The sequence below is a fragment of the Acidovorax sp. ACV02 genome (genome assembly GCF_014851475.1).
Classification (GTDB): domain Bacteria; phylum Pseudomonadota; class Gammaproteobacteria; order Burkholderiales; family Burkholderiaceae_C; genus Acidovorax; species Acidovorax delafieldii.
In genome coordinates this window covers 397,623-415,960 of the sequence record NZ_JACUZU010000007.1, presented here as the reverse complement: position 1 = coordinate 415,960, position 18,338 = coordinate 397,623, and the positions used below count along the sequence as shown (strand labels likewise).

The following is an 18,338-nucleotide window of genomic DNA, read 5'->3' as shown; positions in this document are numbered from 1 at the left end:
TGATGAAACTTCGTAGTTCTGGTTTCACGCTTATTGAACTGATTGTCACCATAGCTATTGCGGCTGTTTTGGCCAGTCTTGCAGTGCCTAGTTTTATTCAATATCAGCGTAATTCAGAGCTTTCGTCGCTGACCAACTCGCTTTTGGCTGCTGTCAACGCAGCAAAAGGTGAAGCCATGAAAACTGGAAGAAATGCTTTTGTTGTGCCGAGAGGCTCCGGTTGGAATAGTGGATGGCTAGTGTATGTGGATGTGAATCGTGATAATTCATTCACTGAGGGCACTGACGTTGCCGTTCAAACGCAGGGTGCTCTGAAGAGTTATTTCAATATAACGGGCAATAGCATTGCAGCGGGCTCCACGCCTTATATTAAGTTCGATAATTCTGGATATTCAATAGATAACAGTGCCTCTCCGGTTGCGTTAAGTTTGACCATTGCACGGACAGATGCGTCGTCCTCAAGTGCTTTGGAGGAAACCAGGCGCGTGGTGGTGGCCCGGACCGGGCGCGTGAGAACATGTAAGCCGAGCACCGATTCAAGCTGCACTAGTTCCGCAACCCAGTAGAGAGCATTGCTTTCCCGCGAAGGGTTGTATGGCCGGTTAGCTAAAATGCGCCGCCGATCGATTTGTTAGTGTGGGACCGGCGCTATGCCCACTGAGGGCCGCGTTGAATTACTGTAGCCCTTGGAATCGTCTTCACGTTCCTTAAGTAGTCCGATTGCACAGGTCTAGGCCCAAGCGGCACCCGAGTGGCGTAAATAGTTTCCTGAGCGATAAAGTCAAGCCCCCACTTAACACGGATCTCGTCACCCAGTGGGGCCGGAAGTTCTGGAGGATATCTCGCTAGACAGCCACAAGCCCTCGAATCTAGGCCTCGAAATGGGAGGTCTTTAGAAGTGGCCACTCTGCTGGCATCTGTTTTGGCTTGAACGGGCCAAACTGAGCGCCAAACTCTTAGAAGGCGCATTGCGCGAGATGCCGGCCTTTCGCTACTTTGTCGGGCTGATGTACCGGGATGAGGGGATCCCCTGCGAGTGGTGCATCCTGTGCGTTGTTGCTGCCTGAAGTGTCCAAGTGGGCCCATCAGAGCCGCATTACCCCCCACTGCTTTGCTACTGGCCAAAAGGATGCTGCCCAGGGCAGGCAGAGTTGCGGATGCCACGCATAGACCAAAAAGCAGTGAGCGTGATTCCGCGATGGGGCAAAACAATCAGGGTAACCGATGGCGCTTCAATACAAAAGCGCATGCCATGACGGACTTGGATGCGGGCTTGGTGCGTACAGTGCGTTGTACTGGCCGAGTGGGGGCGGCAAATTGCCTCCAGAGTCTGGGCTGGGGACACACGCCTTCGGGGATGCAAGCTGCCAAGAGGGGCGGCTCTATGCAAACTACAGCACGCACGTCGGAGTCTTGTCTCAGGGTGCCGCAAGCACAGTGCGCTTGGCAAGGTCCCTGCGTTGGGCGCCTTGTTTGGTCCAGCCGCACGAGACTATCAAAGTAAAAGTAGGCATTCGCGCCAAGGCGAATGTAGAGCCCCCCGAGGAAGCAATTGCATCGCGCATTCCCGCGCGACTGGACTCTGAATGCCTCCTGTTTACGCGGTGGCGCATTGTGGGGCCGAGTGGTGCCAAGCTAGATCCGCCATCGATTTGAGGAGGACGTTTTAGGCCGTAGTCGTTAACCGCAATTCGCAGCTAACTCCTGATGAAAGTCAACGAACCGTCGCAAGCGCTGTCTTGAAAAGGGTCACTTGCCGCCTCAAGTTCAGTGCAATTCGGAGGACATAGACAATGCGTCTCGACAAATTCACCACCAAATTTCAGGAAGCCCTGAGCGATGCTCAAAGCATCGCGCTGGGCCATGACCACGCCTACATCGAGCCTGTGCATGTTTTGCAGGCCATGCTGCAACAGGACGATGGCCCGAAGGCGCTGCTGCAGCGTGCGGGCGCCAACGTACCCGGCCTGTTGGCGGGGGCCGAGGCGGCGGTTAAGCGCCTGCCTCAGGTGCAGGGCAACGACCAGGTACAAGGCGGCCCTGAGCTGGGGCGTGTGCTCCAGGCCACCGAGAAAGAGGCCATCAAGCGGGGTGACCAGTTCATCGCCAGCGAGCTGTTTTTGCTCGCCGTGATCGACAGCAAGGGAGACGCAGCAAAAATCGCCAAGGACAACGGCCTCACGCGCAAGAGCCTGGAGGCTGCCATCGACGCCGTGCGCGGCGGGCAGAAGATGGACAGCGCAGAGGCCGAAGGCCAGCGCGGTGCGCTGGCCAAGTACTGCCTGGATCTCACCGAGCGCGCTCGCCTTGGCAAGCTGGACCCCGTGATTGGCCGCGACGACGAAATCCGCCGTGCCATCCAGGTGCTGCAGCGCCGCACCAAGAACAACCCCGTGCTGATCGGCGAACCCGGCGTGGGCAAGACCGCCATCGTAGAAGGCCTGGCCCAGCGCATTGTGGCGGGCGAAGTACCCGAGAGCCTCAAGGGCAAGCGCGTGCTCAGCCTCGACATGGCCGCGCTGCTTGCGGGTGCCAAGTTCCGGGGCGAGTTTGAAGAGCGCCTGAAAAGCGTGCTCAACGAACTGGCCAAGGACGAAGGTCAGACCATCGTCTTTATCGACGAGCTGCATACCATGGTGGGCGCGGGCAAGGGCGAGGGCGCGATGGACGCGGGCAACATGCTCAAGCCCGCGCTGGCGCGTGGCGAGCTGCACTGCGTGGGGGCCACCACACTCGACGAATACCGCAAGTACATCGAAAGGGATGCAGCACTGGAGCGGCGCTTCCAGAAGATCCTGGTCGGCGAGCCCACCGTGGAGGCGACCATTGCTATCCTCCGCGGCCTGCAGGAAAAATATGAGGTCCACCACGGCGTGGACATTACCGACCCGGCGATCGTCGCTGCGGCCGAGCTGAGCAATCGCTACATCACGGATCGCTTCCTGCCTGACAAGGCGATCGACTTGATCGATGAGGCCGCGTCCAAGATCAAGATCGAGATGGACTCCAAGCCTGAGGTGATGGATAAGCTCGACCGCCGCCTGATTCAGCTGCAGATCGAGCGCGAAGCGGTGCGCCGCGAGAAGGACGAGTCCTCACAAAAGCGCTTTGCGCTCATCGAGGAGGAGATCACCAAGCTGCAAAAGGAAATCGCCGACTACGACGAGATCTGGCAGTCTGAAAAGGCCCAGGCGCAAGGTAGCGCTCATGTGCGCGAGGCCATCGACAAGCTCAAGTTTCAGATCGAGGAATTCACTCGCAAAGGTGACTTCAACAAGGTGGCCGAGCTGCAATACGGCAAGCTGCCTGAGCTGGAAAAGCAGTTGAAGGAAGCCCAAGCGCAAGAGGCCGGCAAGGACGGCGCGCCCGCCACGCGCCGCCTGCTGCGCACGCAGGTGGGCGCCGAGGAAATCGCTGAAGTGGTGAGTCGCGCTACGGGCATTCCCGTGGCCAAGATGATGCAGGGCGAAAAAGACAAGCTCCTGCAGATGGAGTCGAAGCTGCACGAGCGTGTTGTGGGCCAGCAAGAGGCGATTGCCGCAGTGGCCAATGCGATTCGCCGTTCGCGCTCAGGGCTGAGTGACCCCAATCGGCCCACTGGATCGTTCCTGTTCCTCGGCCCCACGGGCGTGGGCAAGACCGAGCTGTGCAAGGCGCTCGCGGGCTTCCTGTTTGACAGCGAAGACCACCTGATCCGCGTCGACATGAGCGAGTTCATGGAGAAACACTCGGTGGCCCGTCTGATCGGTGCGCCGCCCGGCTACGTGGGCTACGAGGAGGGCGGCTACCTGACCGAGGCCGTGCGCCGCAAGCCCTACAGCGTGCTGCTGCTCGACGAGGTGGAGAAGGCCCACCCGGACGTCTTCAACGTGTTGCTGCAGGTGTTGGACGACGGCCGCCTGACCGACGGCCAGGGCCGCACCGTGGACTTCAAGAACACTGTGATCGTGATGACGAGCAACATCGGCTCGCACCTGATCCAGGCCATGGTGGGGCAGGATTCGGAAGACATCAAGGAAGCCGTCTGGGGTGAACTCAAGAACCACTTCCGGCCTGAGTTCCTGAATCGCATCGATGAGACCGTGGTGTTCCATGCGCTGGATGCCCAGCACATTGCCTCGATTGCCAAGATCCAGTTGCAGCTGTTGCAATCCCGGTTGGCGAAGATGGATTTGGAGTTGCAGGTGTCCGACGCTGCCTTGGCAGAATTGGCCAAGGTAGGGTTCGACCCCGTGTTCGGCGCACGGCCGCTCAAGCGGGCGATTCAGCAGCGCATAGAGAACCCGTTGTCCAAGCTGTTGCTGGAAGGGCGATTCCCGCCCAAGAGTGTGATTCCGGTCACCGTCAACCCTGTCCTGGAGCCTGGTGTGTTCCAGTTCGGAGTTGCCCCGCAAGAGTAATGTGGGCTCGGGAGGCGGTTGCGGTGTGATTCAGCACCGCAATCTGCATCCCAAGTTGTGAAGGAGAGGTGTCGTTTGAATGATTTTGTTGCGGGTGTCGTGAGCTTTCTGTTGCGTCTGGTCGTCATTGCCATGGGGTTGGTCCTGTTTGCCAGCCTTTTGGTCGCGGCCATGTTGCTTGCGCTGGTGTGGGTGCTGCGTGCAGGCTGGGCGCGCCTGACAGGACGACCGGTGACACCGTGGGTGATGCGTGTGGACCCACGCACAGGCTTCACTGCGGTCTTTCGGTCTACGCAGCGGTGGTCTGCTGGCCGCCGAGGCAATAGTGCGCCTGAAGCCGCCAGTGAAGACGCCGCCGCATCGCGCCGTGGCGGCATCCTGCCGGGGGCGGCACAGGTCACTGACGTAGACGCACGCGAAGTCCGTTGATGTGGCAGTGGCGGCCGCTGCACTTTGGCTGCAACCAACCCCATCTCATGAGAGCCCCGTGGCACGAGCCTAAGCCAACGGGCATCAACCCTAGGGCGTCTGCCTTTTTGTGACGCGCCCATCGGGGTGTCTCCTATCATCCATCCATGACACCAGCCGATATCCGCGCACATTTCGATCTTCAGTTCCAGGCCAGCCGTGCGCACGTGGACGTGCCGCTGCTCGTGCGGCGAGAGCGTTTGCTGCGCTTGCGCAAGTTGCTCGATGAGAATGGGCCTGTGCTCGCGGCGGCCGTGCAGGCCGACTTTGGCATGCGGTCACCCCGCCTCACGGAGGTGGCAGACTTCTTGGTGCTGCGTACCCTGTTGTCGCACACGCTGCGCCACTTGGCAAAGTGGGTCAAGCCCCGAAAGGTGCATACGCCGATTCACCTCCAGCCGGCCCACGCCTTCATCCTGCGCCAGCCCATGGGGGTGGTGGGGGTGATTGCACCGTGGAATTACCCGGTGCAACTGGCCCTGGCACCTGCCATCACCGCGCTGGCTGCGGGCAACCGCGTGATGCTCAAGCCCAGCGAGTTGACGCCCCATACCTCGGCCCAATTGGCGCTACTGGTGGCGCAGTTCTTTGCCCCCGACGAATTCTGTGTGGTGCAGGGAGACGCCAACCTGTCCGCATTGTTTGCCTCGTTGCCTTTCGATCATCTGGTGTTCACAGGCTCCACGGCGGTGGGCCGCAAGGTGGCGCAGGCGGCAGCGCAGAACCTGACACCGACCACGCTGGAGCTGGGCGGCAAGTCGCCCTGCATCATCGACGGCCATTGCGATATGGCGGACGCGGCCGTCAAGATTGCGCACGGCAAACTGCTCAATGCGGGGCAAACCTGTATTGCCCCCGACTACGTGCTGCTGCCGCGCGGCCGTGAGGGCGAATTTGCGCAGGCTTACCGGGCCGCAGTGGCGCGCCTGTTCCCCACCATCGAGGGCAACGCCGACTACGCTTCCATCATCACGCCCCGCCACCATGCCCGCCTGCGCACGATGCTGCAGCAGGCGCAAACACAAGGGGCAGAGGTGCACACGATCGACCCTACCGACGGCAAACCTATGGTGCCCACCGTGGGAACGCTGGGCGACGGTGCAAGCCGCCAGATGCTGCCCACGCTGGTGTTTGGTGCCACGTCGCAAATGCAGCTCATGCAGGAGGAAATTTTTGGCCCCATCCTGCCCGTGATCTCGTATGAGCGGCTGGACGATGCCATTGCCCATATCAACAGCGGGCCCCGCCCGCTGGCGCTTTATTGGTTTGGCCAGAGCGAGGCCGTGCGCGACGATGTGTTGCGCCGCACCGTCAGCGGCGGGGTGACGGTGAACGACACGCTGATGCACATTGCGCACGACAACCTGCCGTTTGGCGGCGTGGGCGACAGTGGCTGGGGTGCCTACCACGGCGAGCAGGGGTTCCTGCGCTTCTGTCACCAGAAGTCGGTGCTGGTGCAGTCGCGCTGGGCCATGGGCTCGCTGTTCTATCCGCCCTATGGGGCCAAGTTCGACCAGGTCATGGGGCTGCTGCGCCGCTGGTTGTAGTGCTTTGTGTGAGTTGCCCGGGTGCTGTCTGACCGTCTTCCGGTTCGTCGTCCACCATGGCAGCAGGCAGCGGCGGCTGGGTGATGAGCTGCACCATCGCATCGCGCAGCTGGCCGGTGGACACCGGCTTGTGCAGCAGCAACGCGGAGGTGGACTGCGCGTCGCGCAGGCGCTGGGGCGAGGTGTCACCGGTCATGATGATCGCGGGCACGTTGGTTCCCAGGTAGGCTCGCAGCGCCTGCAGTACCTGTTTGCCGGTTTCTTCATGGCGCAGACGGAAGTCGGTGATGATGATGTCGGGCGTCACGTCCTCCAGGACTTCCAGGGCGGCTGCACTGGATTCTGCCGTCATGCACTGGCAGCCCCAGCTTTGCAGCAATGACTGCATGCCCAGGCGCACGGCCTCGTCATCGTCGATGGCCAGCACCTTCAGGCCTACCAGGCTGCGGCCGTCCTGGGGTGTGGTGGCATCGTCCTCCAGCGCTCCCTGCCAGCGGTCAAGCCACAGCCTGAAGACAGACCCCTTGCCAGGCTGCGAGCGCAACTCCACGGAGGTCCGCATTTCACGCGCCAGGCGCTGCACGATGGCCAGGCCCAGGCCCAGGCCTTTGCGGCGGTCGCGCTCCGGGTTGCCCAGCTGGTGGAACTCCTTGAAGATGTGTTCCCACTGGTGCTCGGGGATACCCGCCCCGGTGTCCCACACCTCCAGCGCCAGCCGTTTTCCACGCGTGCGGCAGGCAATCAGTACACCGCCCTGGGCGGTGTAGCGCAGGGCGTTGGAGATGAAGTTGTGCATCACCAGGCCGACCAGGGAGCGGTCAGCAAACGCGGCGGCAGAGGTCTCGCGGGTGCGGTACACCAGGCCGGCCGTGTCGGCCTGCACGCCAAACTCCTGCTCCAGCGCGGTGAGCAAGGGTTGCACCGCAAACGCGGCTGGCCGCACTTTGACCACGCCGGCCTCCAGCCGGGAGTAGTCGAGCAGGGTGGTGAGCATCTCGGCCGCAGCGCCTGATGCGGCATGCGCATGTTTCAGCACGGTGCGCTGGTGGTCATTGAGCGGGCTGCGGTGCAGCGATTCCAGAAACAGACCCATGGCATGCAAGGGCTGGCGCAGGTCATGGCTGGCAGCCGCGAGAAAGCGGGATTTGTCCCGGTCGGCCTGCTCGGCGGCCTCTTGCGCCGCCAGGGCCCGCTGCGACTCGGCCCGCAGCTGGCTGACCAGGCGTTCGTTTTCCAGCTTGAGCGCAATGCTGCGCCTTGTGGCACGGTCGGCCGTGCGTGCCTGCAGGCAGGTCAGCGCGTAATACACCCCGGTCAGGAACAGCGCAGGCCACATCACGGGCCCACCCGCCAACGCCACTGACAGCATCACGCCGCCGATGGCGCTGGTGAGGTAGGTGACGTAGGCCCGGTACAGCGGCGCGCCGAGCCCGAGCGCTCCCGACGAGACGGTGCTGATGATGCCGATGGCGTAGATGACGCTGTCGGAGTTGCCCCAGTACAGCACCACATAGCCCAGGCTGCCCCAGCTCAGGCCCATGGCCGCCATGCAGGCGATGAGCTTGCGTGCGGCCTGCGGCGCAGGATCCACAAACGGTGCAATGCTGCGCAGCGCGAGGTACACCCCGGCCACCACCAGCGTGTGCGAGACCAGCCATACCGTAATGGCCTGCGTGTCTGCCACGCGGGCCATGACCCAGAGCGTGCCCAGGGCCGTGGCCAGCGATGCCAGCAGCGTCATCGGAAAGTTCTGTCGCAGCAGGGCCACCTGTTCGCGCAGGACCTCGTCGCGCTCCCACACCGGCCAGCCCCAGCGCGTGGGTGGAATCACCGGCTCGAGGGGCAGCGGGCTGGTTTCAGAGGGGGTCATGAAGCTGCGGGGTGGACAGGCCCAGGCGCTGGGCCGCCAGCAGCGCAGCGCTGCGGCTGTTGACGCCCAGCTGCGCAAAGATGGCCGCCACATGCACACGCACCGTGTTCTCGCTCAGCCCCAGGTCGCGGGCGATCACCTTGTTGGGCCTGCCTGTGCACAGCAGCGACAGCACATCCAGCTGCCGTGCCGTGAGGGATGGCGTGTCGGGCCCCCGCACCGTGGCGCTGTTGCCGCTGTTGATCGGAAAACACGGCTGGCCTGACAGCGCGCAACTGATGGCCTCCAGGATGTCCTCGGCGCTGGCGGACTTGGGCAAAAAGCCATCGGCCCCGCGCGCGCGCGCTTCGTGGATGGCATCGGGTGCCACGCTGGCCGACACCAGAACGATGCGCGCCCGGGGGCATGCCTGTCGCAGCAGCCGCAGGCCGTCCAGCCCGCTCATGCCGGGCAACTGGATGTCCAGCAGGACCAGGTCGATCTCCGCCTGCTGCAGTGCGCAGGCATCGGCGATCGATCCGGCCTCGGCAATGCTGCCCACGCTGGGGTGGTCCTGCACGATCAGGCGTAGCCCCGTGCGGAACAGGGTGTGGTCATCCACAAGCAAAAGACAGGCAGTCATACAGGCAAGTATTGCGCACAACCGGGTGTTGCGGGCTAGTCCATTTGTGCGATGGACGCACGGATGTGCACTTTCTAGACTTTCCGTCAAGCATTGAAAAGCACTTTGGGTGCGCACCAATGCGCAAACCTTCGTAACCACACTCCGTTTTCAAAGGGTTCCCATGACGATCAATGCACACACCCATGGCGCCAGCACCTCCGAAGCAGGCCTGCACCACAGCGAACGACGACCCGCGGCCAGCCCCGGAGCAGCCCATGCGGGCACCGGCCTGGGGGGCAACAGCGTGGCGCTCATCGTGCAGGAACACTGCCCCGATATGCTGGCGGCAGCCGGCGTGGTGATCGAGCACCTGGACGCCCAGGCTGGCACCTGGCAGTTCTCGGCCGACGCTGGGCAGACCTGGCGTGGCATCCGCACCGACCTCATCAACCGGCCGGGCAACCTGGGCCTGGCGCTGGACCGCGACGCGCGCCTGCGGGTGCTGCCCTTTGGCGGCCACCGGGTGACGGGGGCGCGGGTGGCGTTCCATACGGTGCAGCGCAGCCATGGCCAGGGCAACGGCAGCTACCGCGCGTATGCCAGCGAAGACCGCGATGGCGGTTCGCGCACCGTCACCCTGGTGCTCAGCCTCGCGGCCATCAACGGCGCGCCACCGGCAGTGCATGTGCCCCGCCCCCGCAACAAGCGCGCGATGGTGCAGCGCGCAGCAGCAGCGGCCACTGCGGCTGCGGGCAGCGCCTTGTCGGGCGCCATGGTCATGGCCTGAGGGTTGGCTGCGGGCCCCTGCGGATGCGGGGCGTGGGGGGCAAAAAGCGAGGCAGGGAGGCGTGACCGACAGGGCTGCGCTACCCGCCTGTCAGGGTGGAAAAACCGTTTGCGGCGACAATGCCGGTCCTTTTGTTTTTTCATTCCCCGTTTTCGTTCGGTTTTTTCATGTCAAGTATCCAGGTTCGTCCCGCTACGCTTCGCGATGCCAAAGCCATCGCCCAGATCCACACTGTCTCTGCCCAAGAGGCTTACAAAGGACTGGTGCCAGACGAGCAGTTGAAATCCATGTCGGTCGAAAAGCGCCAGGCCTACTGGCGCGAGGCCATTGAATATTGCGAGCCCCAGGTCCAGGTGGCGGTCGATGGCGAGAAGATCGTCGGCTTTGTCGGCTACGACCGCTCGCGCGATGAAAAGTCCCGCCCCACCACTGGTGAAATCTGGGCCATCTACGCGGCCCCCACCCATTGGAACCAGGGCGTGGGTCTGGCCCTGTGGGACGCCGCCCGTGACGGCCTGCAAGAAGAAGGCTGCACCAACGTCACCGCCTGGGTGCCGCTGCGCAATGAGCGCGCCCTGCGCTTTCATGAGCTGGCCGGCTTCAAGCGCGAGCTGTCCACCGCCAAGACCGCCGTGATCGGCGGCGTGAAGATCGAAGAAGTGCGCCTGAAGCGCCCGATCAACGCATAAAGTGCGACGACACCCCCCTGCGCCGCTGCGCTCGTTCCCTCCGCTCTTGCTTCGCTGCGCTGCGCGGGCAGGGGGACGATGCCTTCGCTCCGGGGCGGCCCTTGCTCGGCATCCCCGGCCTGCCGCGCGCCTGTTTCCCACACTACGGACTGTGCGCGGCACTGTCAGACTCTGATGCCAACAAATCCTCCCACCATCCACTGGACCCACCAGGGCCAGCCCCAGCAAGCCCTGTGGCGCTCCGAGAGTGGCGCCTCCGCGCCGCGCCGGGTAGAGGGGGCTGACGACACGCTGGCCGCCGACACGGCTTACCGCATGGCCTGTGAGGGGACGGGGTTGCTGTGGCAGGGTGATTTCCAGAACGCGCGGCACCTGCTGCAAGCGCTGATGCGCCGGGCCGACAAGAAGCCCCGCAAGGCGGCTGCAAGGGCGTCCCAGAAACTGGCGGCGGCCACGGCGGCCGAAGCGTTTCACCTGCACCGCCAGGCACAAGCGCAGCGCGCGCGGGTGCTGGCGTCGGTGCTGATCCCGCTGGAGGGGGACTACAGCATTGCGCTGCGTCGCGCGCCCGACTGGCGCCAGGCCTGCACAGAGGCCTGGGGGCCTGCGACCGGCGAGCGCTCGGTGGCCACGCTGCGCGAGCTGCTGGGGCTGGTGGGCGCGCATGAATGGCGCAAGAAAGGGGTCGAAATCCCTGCGCTGGGTGCCCCGCCGCTCAACCGCATTCACCCGCACTATGGTGTGTTCTCGCCGGTGCGTGGCGAATACGTGGGGCTGGTGGCAGCAGCACCTTTGCCCAGCAAGGCCCTGGCGTTTGATATTGGCGTGGGCACGGGGGTGTTGTCGGCCGTGCTGGCGCGCCGTGGCGTGCAGCGCGTGGTGGCCACCGACCAGGATCCCCGGGCACTGGCCTGTGCGCGCGAGAACCTGCAGCGCCTGCAGCTGCTCGACCGTGTCGAGTTGCAGCAAGCGGACCTGTTTCCACCGGGCCGGTCGCCGCTGGTGGTGTGCAACCCCCCCTGGGTGCCGGCGCGCGCCAACTCGCCCATCGAACACGCCGTGTACGACGAAGGCAGCCGCATGCTCAAGGGCTTTCTGGCAGGTTTGGCGGCACACCTGGAGCCCGGCGGCGAGGGCTGGCTGATCCTGTCGGACTTGGCCGAACACCTGGGCCTGCGCCCGCGCGAACATCTGCTGGCCTGGATTGCCGAGGCGGGCCTGGTGGTGCGTGGCCGCCATGATGTGAAGCCGGTGCATGCCAAGGCTGCCGACGCGCAGGATGCGCTGCACGCTGCGCGTGCGGCCGAGGTCACGTCTCTGTGGCGGCTTGCTGCGGCCTGAACCCGCACAGACCGGCTCAATCCAGCAGCGCAGGCTGCGTAGTGGCAAAGTTTTCAGCCACCGGGCTTGCGGGCAGCAACTGGTCCAGCCGCTCACGCAGGCTGGCGGCACGCTCGGCGCCTGCAGCGAGTGCCACTTCTTCAAACATGGCTTCGCCCACGTCCAGCATGCTGGTGCGGTCCTTGGCGGCGCGCAGCGCCTCGCGGAAATGCTGTGCCAGCACAGGGTCGCGGCGCGCAAACAGGCGCTCGCAGGTGTCAAACAGGTACATGCGCGCACCGGCCAGCGACCGCAGGGACTCACCCGGTGCCGGGCGCTCGATCGACGGTGCTGTGGGCTCCGGCGTGGGCGGCAGGTCTGCCGGCCCGGTCAGGTAGCCCTGGCGCATCAGGTTCTCGACAATCTGCGCGCCAATGCCGTTGTACATGGCTTGCAGGTCTGACAGCGGTTTGCCGTCGGCCAGCAGGAGCAGGGAGCGTTCGCGCAGGCTCAGGGTGCGCACGCCAGGGGAGAGTTCCAGGCGGGCTTTGTCGGTTTTTTGCAGCAGCATGGGGTGTCTCCGTGGCGGTCGGTCTCTGGAGCGACGATTCCACCAGCCGGGCGTGACGCCGTGATGACCCCTTGGGATGTCCTGCATCACAATCGTGGGCTGGCTGGCGCTGCCTCAAGCGCCGCATGCCTGCGCAATTGCTCCTTATTTGATAGCTGCTTGGGCATATTGCACTAGCGCTTGGTGCTGTTTTTGTTTGATTTTCGCTGCTGAGTGCCTGTGGAGGCTCTTTTTTTCGGAGAGGGCTCACCGAGCCAGCAGTCCCCCTGAGATGACCTTGCTGCTCGCCCCGATGGAGGGGCTTCTGGATTTTGTGCTGCGCGACGTGCTGACCCGCGTGGGCGGCGTGGACCGCTGCGTGTCGGAGTTCATCCGCATCACCGGCACCCTGCTGCCCGACAAGGTGTTCCTGCGCTACGTGCCCGAGCTGCGCAACGGCAGCCGTACCTTGGCCGGGGTGCCCGTGCGGGCCCAGTTGCTGGGCTCCGACCCGGTCAGCATGGCCGAGAACGCCGCGCGCCTGGCGGCGCTGGGCCCCGAGGGGATCGACCTGAACTTCGGCTGCCCCGCTAAGGTGGTCAACCGCCACGGCGGTGGCGCGGCACTGCTGCAGGAGCCTGAGCGCATTACGGCCGTAGTGGCTGCGGTGCGCCGCGCCGTGCCGGCGCACCTGCCGGTGTCGGCCAAGATGCGCCTCGGGTTCAACGACATCCACCTGATGCGTGAATGTGCCCAGGCCATGCAGGCAGGGGGCGCTGCCGAGCTGGTGGTGCACGCGCGCACCAAGGCCGACGGCTACCGCCCACCGGCCTACTGGGAGCACATCCCCACCATCCGCGCGGCGGTCTCCATCCCGGTGGTGGCCAATGGCGAGATCTGGACGGTGGCCGACGCGCAGCGCTGCCGTGAGGTGTCGGGCTGCGACGCGCTGATGCTGGGCCGAGGCATCGTGGCGGACCCCGGTCTTGCACGCGCCATTCGCGCTGCCGATGCTGGGCGGCCGGACACGGACACCGTGGTGTGGGCCGATCTGGTGCCACACCTGGCCGCCTTCTGGCAGCTGGTGTGCGACGACCTGGAGCCGCGCCAGCGCGCGGGGCGCCTTAAGCAATGGCTTAACCTGTTGCGCCGCCGGTTTGCCGAGGCCGAGGTGGCGTACCAGCATGTGCGCACCATGACGGACCAGCGGGCGATCACCGCGTGGGTGGTGGACTTGCAGGCGCAAGCCCAGAGCGCCCACGGCGCTTAGGACAGGTTCTCACGACGCCGCTACAGCAGGTGGTCGGGCGCCAGGGGGCCCAGCAGCTGCAGCATCAGCCGCAGCGGGGCACTGGCGTCGGGCTCGGTCGTGGCGTCTGGCAGCCCGCTGCCCTCAGGGGCGCGCCAGCGCAGGCCCTGGTCGGTGGCCTGCACCTGCCACGCGGATTCTTTCAGCGCCGTGTCGATCTGAGTGAGGGCCCGGCGAGACAGCTCCGTGCTGCGGATCAGCAGCGCCACCTCGGTGTTCTGCCGCTGCGAGCGCATGTCCAGGTTCATCGACCCCACTGCCAGCAGTCGGCCGTCCACGATCATCAGCTTGGAGTGCAGCATGGCGCGCGAGCTGCCTTGCGAACCCACGGCACCCGCGCCGCCGCCCATGCTGCCCGATACGCCCAGCGCTCCCCGCAGCACCCCTGGCAGTTCGCTGTGCATCTCGTACAGCTCCACCCCCATGGCAAGCAGCTGCGGCCGGTGGCGGGCATAGCCGGCATGCGCAATGGGCGCGTCGTTGGAGGCCAGCGAATTGGTCAGCACTCGCACCCGCACGCCGCGCGCCCTCGCCGCCGCAAAGGCGGACTCCATGTCCGGCCCCGGCACAAAGTAGGGCGAGATGATGAGCAGGTCGCGCCGCGCTTGGCCCATGAGCTGCAACAGCCCATCCACCACGGTGTCGGTTTGGGCCTCGGTGGCTTCGGGGCTTGCGCGGGGGCTGTCGGGTGGCGCGCCGTTGGAAGATGCGGTGGCGCTATCGGCCGTCGGCAGCACGCGGGGTGGGGAGGCTGCCGCGCTGTCAGCCGCCGGTATCGTGCGGGACCCCGAGACCAAGGCGGCAGCAGCGGCCTTGGGGCTATGCGTCGCCCCTGCGGCTGCGCTGGCGCCTGGGCCCGGCGGCGGTGCTGCCAAGGCCAGAGCAGCCCCATTGCCCATCCCTGCGCTGTCGGCCGGGATCTTGGCAGGCTGGTCCACCAGCACGGCCGCCGCAGCCCAGACGAAGGGCGTGCGCTCCAGGTCCATGGGCTCGTAGTTCCAGATGCGTGCCCGCTGCGCAGCGGTGGTGCCTGGCCCCATGTCGGGCGGCAGGCGGTCTGGGGCGGTGGTGCCACCCTGGCCTGCGACACGGCGTCTTCGCCCTTCGTCAGCCACACGGATGCTGTCGCGCAGGTGGTCAAGCTCGCCCTGTGTGATGAGCGACTGCACCGGGTAGGCGCGTTCGTTGTTCCAGTAGCTGTCAAAGCTGCGCGACAGGTCCCGCACGATGGGGCCTGCAGCCAGCACGTCCAGGTCCACAAAGTTACCCGAGTCGGCATTGCCGAAATAGGCGTCACCCAGGTTGCGGCCCCCGGTCACTGCCATGGCGTTGTCAGCAATGAACAGCTTGTTGTGCATGCGCTGCTGCACGCGCGAGAAGTCGCCCAGCAGGCCCAGCATGCGGCCAATGGGAGACCCCCTTGCGCCCGTGAGGGGGTTGAACATGCGCATCTCGATGTTGGGCACAAACGCCAGCCGCATCACCTGCGCATCGCGCCCGGTGCTGTGGAAGTCGTCCAGCAGCACGCGCACCCGCACGCCGCGCTGGGCTGCTGCCATCACGCTGAGCAGCAGGCGTTCGCTGCTGGCGTCTGCGTGAATCGCGTAGTACTGCAGGTCCAGGGTTTTCTGTGCGGCGTCCACCAGTGCCAAGCGGCTGCTGTAGGCGGCTTGCGGGCCGCTGAGCAGCGCAAACCCCGAAGCGTGCCGAGCCCCTTCGGCGACCCTGCGTGCTGCTACCAACTGGCCCAGGGGGGTATCGCCAGGGGCCGACCAGGCTGCCGACACCGGGCGGTCCACATCCTTGGGCAGGCCCGCACAACCGGCAAGGGCCATGGCAACCACCACCAGCGCCATGCCCCGCCAGCCGGGGCGGGCCCGCAGGGGCAGGGTCAAGGACAAGGAGGGCAAAGACAACATGGCACGATTGTGACCGTGGAGCCGCTGGGGCGCAGGGCTCAGGTATAGCCGTGCGCCGGCCCAGGCGATGTCAGACGGGGCGCCAAGGCGACGGCTGGGCCTTGCACCAGGCGTGGTGCCGGGCCCGGGCCGCCGCCGGTTGGGCTGGCTACCAGCTCACTTCGCGGTCGGGCGTGGCGCTGATCTTGTGGATGCTCAGGTCGGCGCCGTCAAACTCTTCTTCCTGTGTCAGGCGGATGCCCACCGTCTGCTTGAGGATGCCGTACACCACCACGCCGCCAACCAGGGCCCAAAGCACGCCCAGGCCCGTGCCGATGAGCTGAGCCGACAGGCTGACCCCGCCCAGCCCGCCCAACGCCTTGCTGCCAAAGATACCCGCAGCCAGTCCGCCCCAGGTGCCGCACAGCCCGTGCAGCGGCCATACGCCCAGCACGTCGTCGATCTTCCATTTGTTTTGCGTCAGGGTGAACATCAGCACAAAAATGGCCCCGGCCACCGCGCCGACCACCAGCGCACCCAGCGGGTGCATGAGGTCCGAGCCCGCACACACGGCCACCAGACCCGCCAGCGGGCCGTTGTGCACAAAGCCGGGGTCGTTCTTGCCCAGCACCAGGGCGGCCAGCGTGCCGCCCACCATGGCCATCAGCGAGTTCACAGCGACGAGGCCCGAAAGCTTGTCCACGGTCTGCGCGCTCATCACATTGAAGCCGAACCAGCCCACCACCAGCACCCAGGCGCCCAGCGCCAGGAAGGGGATGTTGGACGGCGGGTGGGCCGATATCGCACCGTCCTTGCGGTAGCGGTTGGCGCGAGAGCCCAGCAGGATCACCGCCGGCAACGCAATCCAGCCGCCCATGGCGTGCACCACCACCGAGCCCGCAAAGTCGTGGAACTCTTCGCCCGTCAGCGCCTTGATCCAGCCCTGCACACCAAAATGCTGGTTCCAGGCAATACCCTCAAAAAACGGGTACACAAAGCCCACGATGACTGCTGTTGCCAGCAGTTGCGGCCAAAACTTGGCGCGCTCCGCGATGCCGCCCGACACAATGGCTGGAATGGCTGCCGCAAACGTGAGCAAGAAGAAGAACTTGACCAGCGCATAGCCGCTTTGCTGCACCAGCGATTCGGCACTGATGAAGAAATGCGTGCCGTAGGCCACTGTGTAGCCGACCACAAAATAGACCACCGTGGACACCGAAAAGTCCACCAGGATCTTGACCAGCGCATTCACCTGGTTCTTTTTGCGGACTGTGCCCAGCTCCAGAAAAGCAAACCCGGCGTGCATGGCCAATACCATGATCGCCCCGAGCAAGATGAACAAGGCATCTGTGCCCTGTTTGAGTGCTTCCATAACGTCCTCGCGATAGTGATTGATCGACTCTGGTGCGTTTTCATCCGACGCCACAGATTTGCACCAAGTTGAAGCAAGAAGTGCGCCAGGAGTTGGTGCAAGGCTTTGCACCGAATTGGGGCTTTGCCAGAGGGGTAGGCTTGTAGGTGGTGGATAAATACTGTATAAATAAACAGTTTTATTGTGCATGCTGCTCCACCACTCGATGGCCATGAGTTCACTTGTCCCTCCCGACGACGACCTGCCTGCACAGCCGCAGGACATCCGGATTCCGCTGCAGGCCATCCGCGGGCGCGGTGCCGCCACGGCCATGGCCCACCGCTTTGCCAAAGACCAGCGCGAACGTGCGGATGATGGGTGGAACCATCCGCGCGCCCTTGGCAGGGCCGAGGGCGTGGAGCAGGGTGGCACGGGTACGGCTCAGGATGGCAACCCGAACGGCGGGGGGGCTGAAGAGGGTGATGCATGGGGCGGGGGCGACGAGGGAGCCTGCGCCAGCCCCTCACCCGCCACCCGCGTGCATTTCGAAACGGCACGCAGTGCCCTGTGTGCCAACGACTCGCCCGATATCTTTTTTGAACTCTCGGTGAACCCCTACCGGGGCTGCGAGCACGGCTGCATCTACTGCTACGCCCGGCCCACACACAGCTACCTCAATTTTTCGCCCGGGCTCGACTTTGAAACGCAGATCGTGGCCAAGCACAACGTGGCGCAGGTGTTGCGTCAAGAGCTTGCGCAGCCGCGTTACGTGCCGCGTTTGCTCAACATCGGCTCCGCCACCGACTGCTACCAGCCCGTGGAGCGCGACCTGAAGCTCACGCGCAGCGTGATCGAAGTGATGCGCGAGGCGCGCCACCCGTTTTCGCTGATCACCAAATCCAGCGGCGTGGAGCGCGACCTGGACCTGCTCGCCCCGCTGGCAGCGCAGCGCTTGGCGGCGGTGTACATCACCATCACCACACTCGACGCTGCGCTGGCTCGCCGCATGGAACCCCGCGCCGCCGCGCCCCACCGGCGGCTGCGCACCATCCGTGCATTGGCCGAGGCGGGTGTGCCCGTGGGCGTGAGCGTGGCGCCCCAGATCCCGTTCATCACCGAAGACATGGAGCAGGTACTGGAGGCCGCACGCGACGCCGGTGCGCGCACCGCGTTCTACACGGTGCTGCGGCTACCGTGGGAGCTGGATGCGTTGTTTCGAGAGTGGCTCGCCGTGCACTACCCGCAGCGCGCAGCGCGCGTCATGGCCCGGGTGCAAGACCTGCACCCCCTGACCGGGGCCCAGCGCGCGGCTGGCAAGACCTATGACAGCGACTTTGCTACCCGCATGAAGGGCAGCGGGCTCTGGGCCGACCTGCTGCGCCAGCGATTTGCCAACACCTGCCGCCGCCTGGGGCTCAACCGCGAGCGCGAGGGTCTGGACCTGGGCCAGTTCAGGCCGGGGCTGCTGGCAGGGCAGGGGAGCCTCTTCTAGATCCCGTGCCCGCCTCCGTGCACTTTGCACTGCGCGCCGCAGGCCGCAATGCG

14 protein-coding genes are annotated in these 18,338 nt (G+C 65.0%); 9 read left to right on the top strand and 5 right to left on the bottom strand.

Features of this window, described 5'->3' with window-relative positions:
- The first annotated feature begins 2 nt into the window (after positions 1 to 2).
- The 4 genes from IB236_RS18930 (at position 3) to IB236_RS18915 (ending at position 6,415) form a co-directional block, all read left to right on the top strand.
- A complete protein-coding gene (locus IB236_RS18930; RefSeq protein WP_225581241.1) occupies positions 3 to 566 on the top strand; it encodes a GspH/FimT family pseudopilin in 564 nt (187 codons plus the stop codon).
- A 1,227-nt stretch (positions 567 to 1,793) separates the two neighbouring features.
- The gene (gene clpB / locus IB236_RS18925; protein WP_192421783.1) at positions 1,794 to 4,400 is read left to right on the top strand and encodes an ATP-dependent chaperone ClpB; all 2,607 of its coding nucleotides are present in this window, start codon (positions 1,794 to 1,796) and stop codon (positions 4,398 to 4,400) included.
- A gap of 75 nt (positions 4,401 to 4,475) precedes the next feature.
- Positions 4,476 to 4,829, top strand: a complete 354-nt coding sequence (locus IB236_RS18920; protein ID WP_192421782.1) for a hypothetical protein — start codon at positions 4,476 to 4,478, stop codon at positions 4,827 to 4,829.
- A gap of 146 nt (positions 4,830 to 4,975) precedes the next feature.
- Positions 4,976 to 6,415, top strand: coding sequence for a coniferyl aldehyde dehydrogenase (locus IB236_RS18915; protein WP_056747001.1), 1,440 nt, complete (start codon positions 4,976 to 4,978; stop codon positions 6,413 to 6,415).
- On the opposite strand, the gene IB236_RS18910 is transcribed toward IB236_RS18915, so the two are convergent.
- Both IB236_RS18910 and IB236_RS18905 read right to left on the bottom strand, forming a co-directional pair.
- Positions 6,387 to 8,285 (bottom strand): hybrid sensor histidine kinase/response regulator, encoded by a 1,899-nt coding sequence (locus IB236_RS18910; protein WP_192421781.1) that lies wholly within the window; start codon positions 8,283 to 8,285, stop codon positions 6,387 to 6,389. The two genes, IB236_RS18915 and IB236_RS18910, sit on opposite strands and share 29 nt — an antisense overlap.
- Positions 8,272 to 8,907, bottom strand: a complete 636-nt coding sequence (locus IB236_RS18905) for a response regulator transcription factor (RefSeq protein ID WP_056064934.1) — start codon at positions 8,905 to 8,907, stop codon at positions 8,272 to 8,274. Before IB236_RS18905 ends, IB236_RS18910 begins: the two co-directional genes overlap by 14 nt.
- A 163-nt stretch (positions 8,908 to 9,070) precedes the next feature.
- Between IB236_RS18905 and IB236_RS18900 the strand changes: the two genes are divergently transcribed.
- From IB236_RS18900 to IB236_RS18890, 3 genes are all read left to right on the top strand, one after another.
- Complete coding sequence (locus IB236_RS18900) at positions 9,071 to 9,676, top strand: hypothetical protein (RefSeq protein ID WP_056064932.1); 606 nt, start codon at positions 9,071 to 9,073, stop codon at positions 9,674 to 9,676.
- 167 nt (positions 9,677 to 9,843) lie between these two features.
- On the top strand, positions 9,844 to 10,365 hold the full coding sequence (locus tag IB236_RS18895; RefSeq protein ID WP_056065189.1) for a GNAT family N-acetyltransferase: 522 nt from the start codon (positions 9,844 to 9,846) through the stop codon (positions 10,363 to 10,365).
- A gap of 174 nt (positions 10,366 to 10,539) precedes the next feature.
- Positions 10,540 to 11,706, top strand: coding sequence for a class I SAM-dependent methyltransferase (locus IB236_RS18890; RefSeq protein ID WP_192421780.1), 1,167 nt, complete (start codon positions 10,540 to 10,542; stop codon positions 11,704 to 11,706).
- A gap of 16 nt (positions 11,707 to 11,722) precedes the next feature.
- Here the strand turns inward: IB236_RS18890 and IB236_RS18885 are convergent, their stop codons facing one another.
- Positions 11,723 to 12,256: a hypothetical protein gene (locus IB236_RS18885; RefSeq protein ID WP_056064929.1), complete on the bottom strand. Its 534-nt coding sequence runs from the start codon at positions 12,254 to 12,256 to the stop codon at positions 11,723 to 11,725.
- A gap of 271 nt (positions 12,257 to 12,527) precedes the next feature.
- On the opposite strand from IB236_RS18885, the gene IB236_RS18880 reads away from it, so the two are divergent.
- Entirely contained in the window at positions 12,528 to 13,505 is a 978-nt protein-coding gene (locus tag IB236_RS18880) for a tRNA-dihydrouridine synthase (RefSeq protein ID WP_146871502.1), read from the top strand.
- 20 nt (positions 13,506 to 13,525) lie between these two features.
- On the opposite strand, the gene IB236_RS18875 is transcribed toward IB236_RS18880, so the two are convergent.
- On the bottom strand, positions 13,526 to 15,463 hold the full coding sequence (locus IB236_RS18875; RefSeq protein ID WP_192421779.1) for a phospholipase D family protein: 1,938 nt from the start codon (positions 15,461 to 15,463) through the stop codon (positions 13,526 to 13,528).
- Positions 15,464 to 15,611: 148 nt separating this feature from the next.
- Positions 15,612 to 16,814, bottom strand: a complete 1,203-nt coding sequence (locus IB236_RS18870; protein WP_192421778.1) for an ammonium transporter — start codon at positions 16,812 to 16,814, stop codon at positions 15,612 to 15,614.
- A 211-nt stretch (positions 16,815 to 17,025) separates the two neighbouring features.
- Here IB236_RS18870 and IB236_RS18865 point away from each other — a divergent pair, with 211 nt between their 5' ends.
- The gene (locus IB236_RS18865; protein ID WP_225581240.1) at positions 17,026 to 18,285 is read left to right on the top strand and encodes a PA0069 family radical SAM protein; all 1,260 of its coding nucleotides are present in this window, start codon (positions 17,026 to 17,028) and stop codon (positions 18,283 to 18,285) included.
- Positions 18,286 to 18,338: the final 53 nt, after the last annotated feature.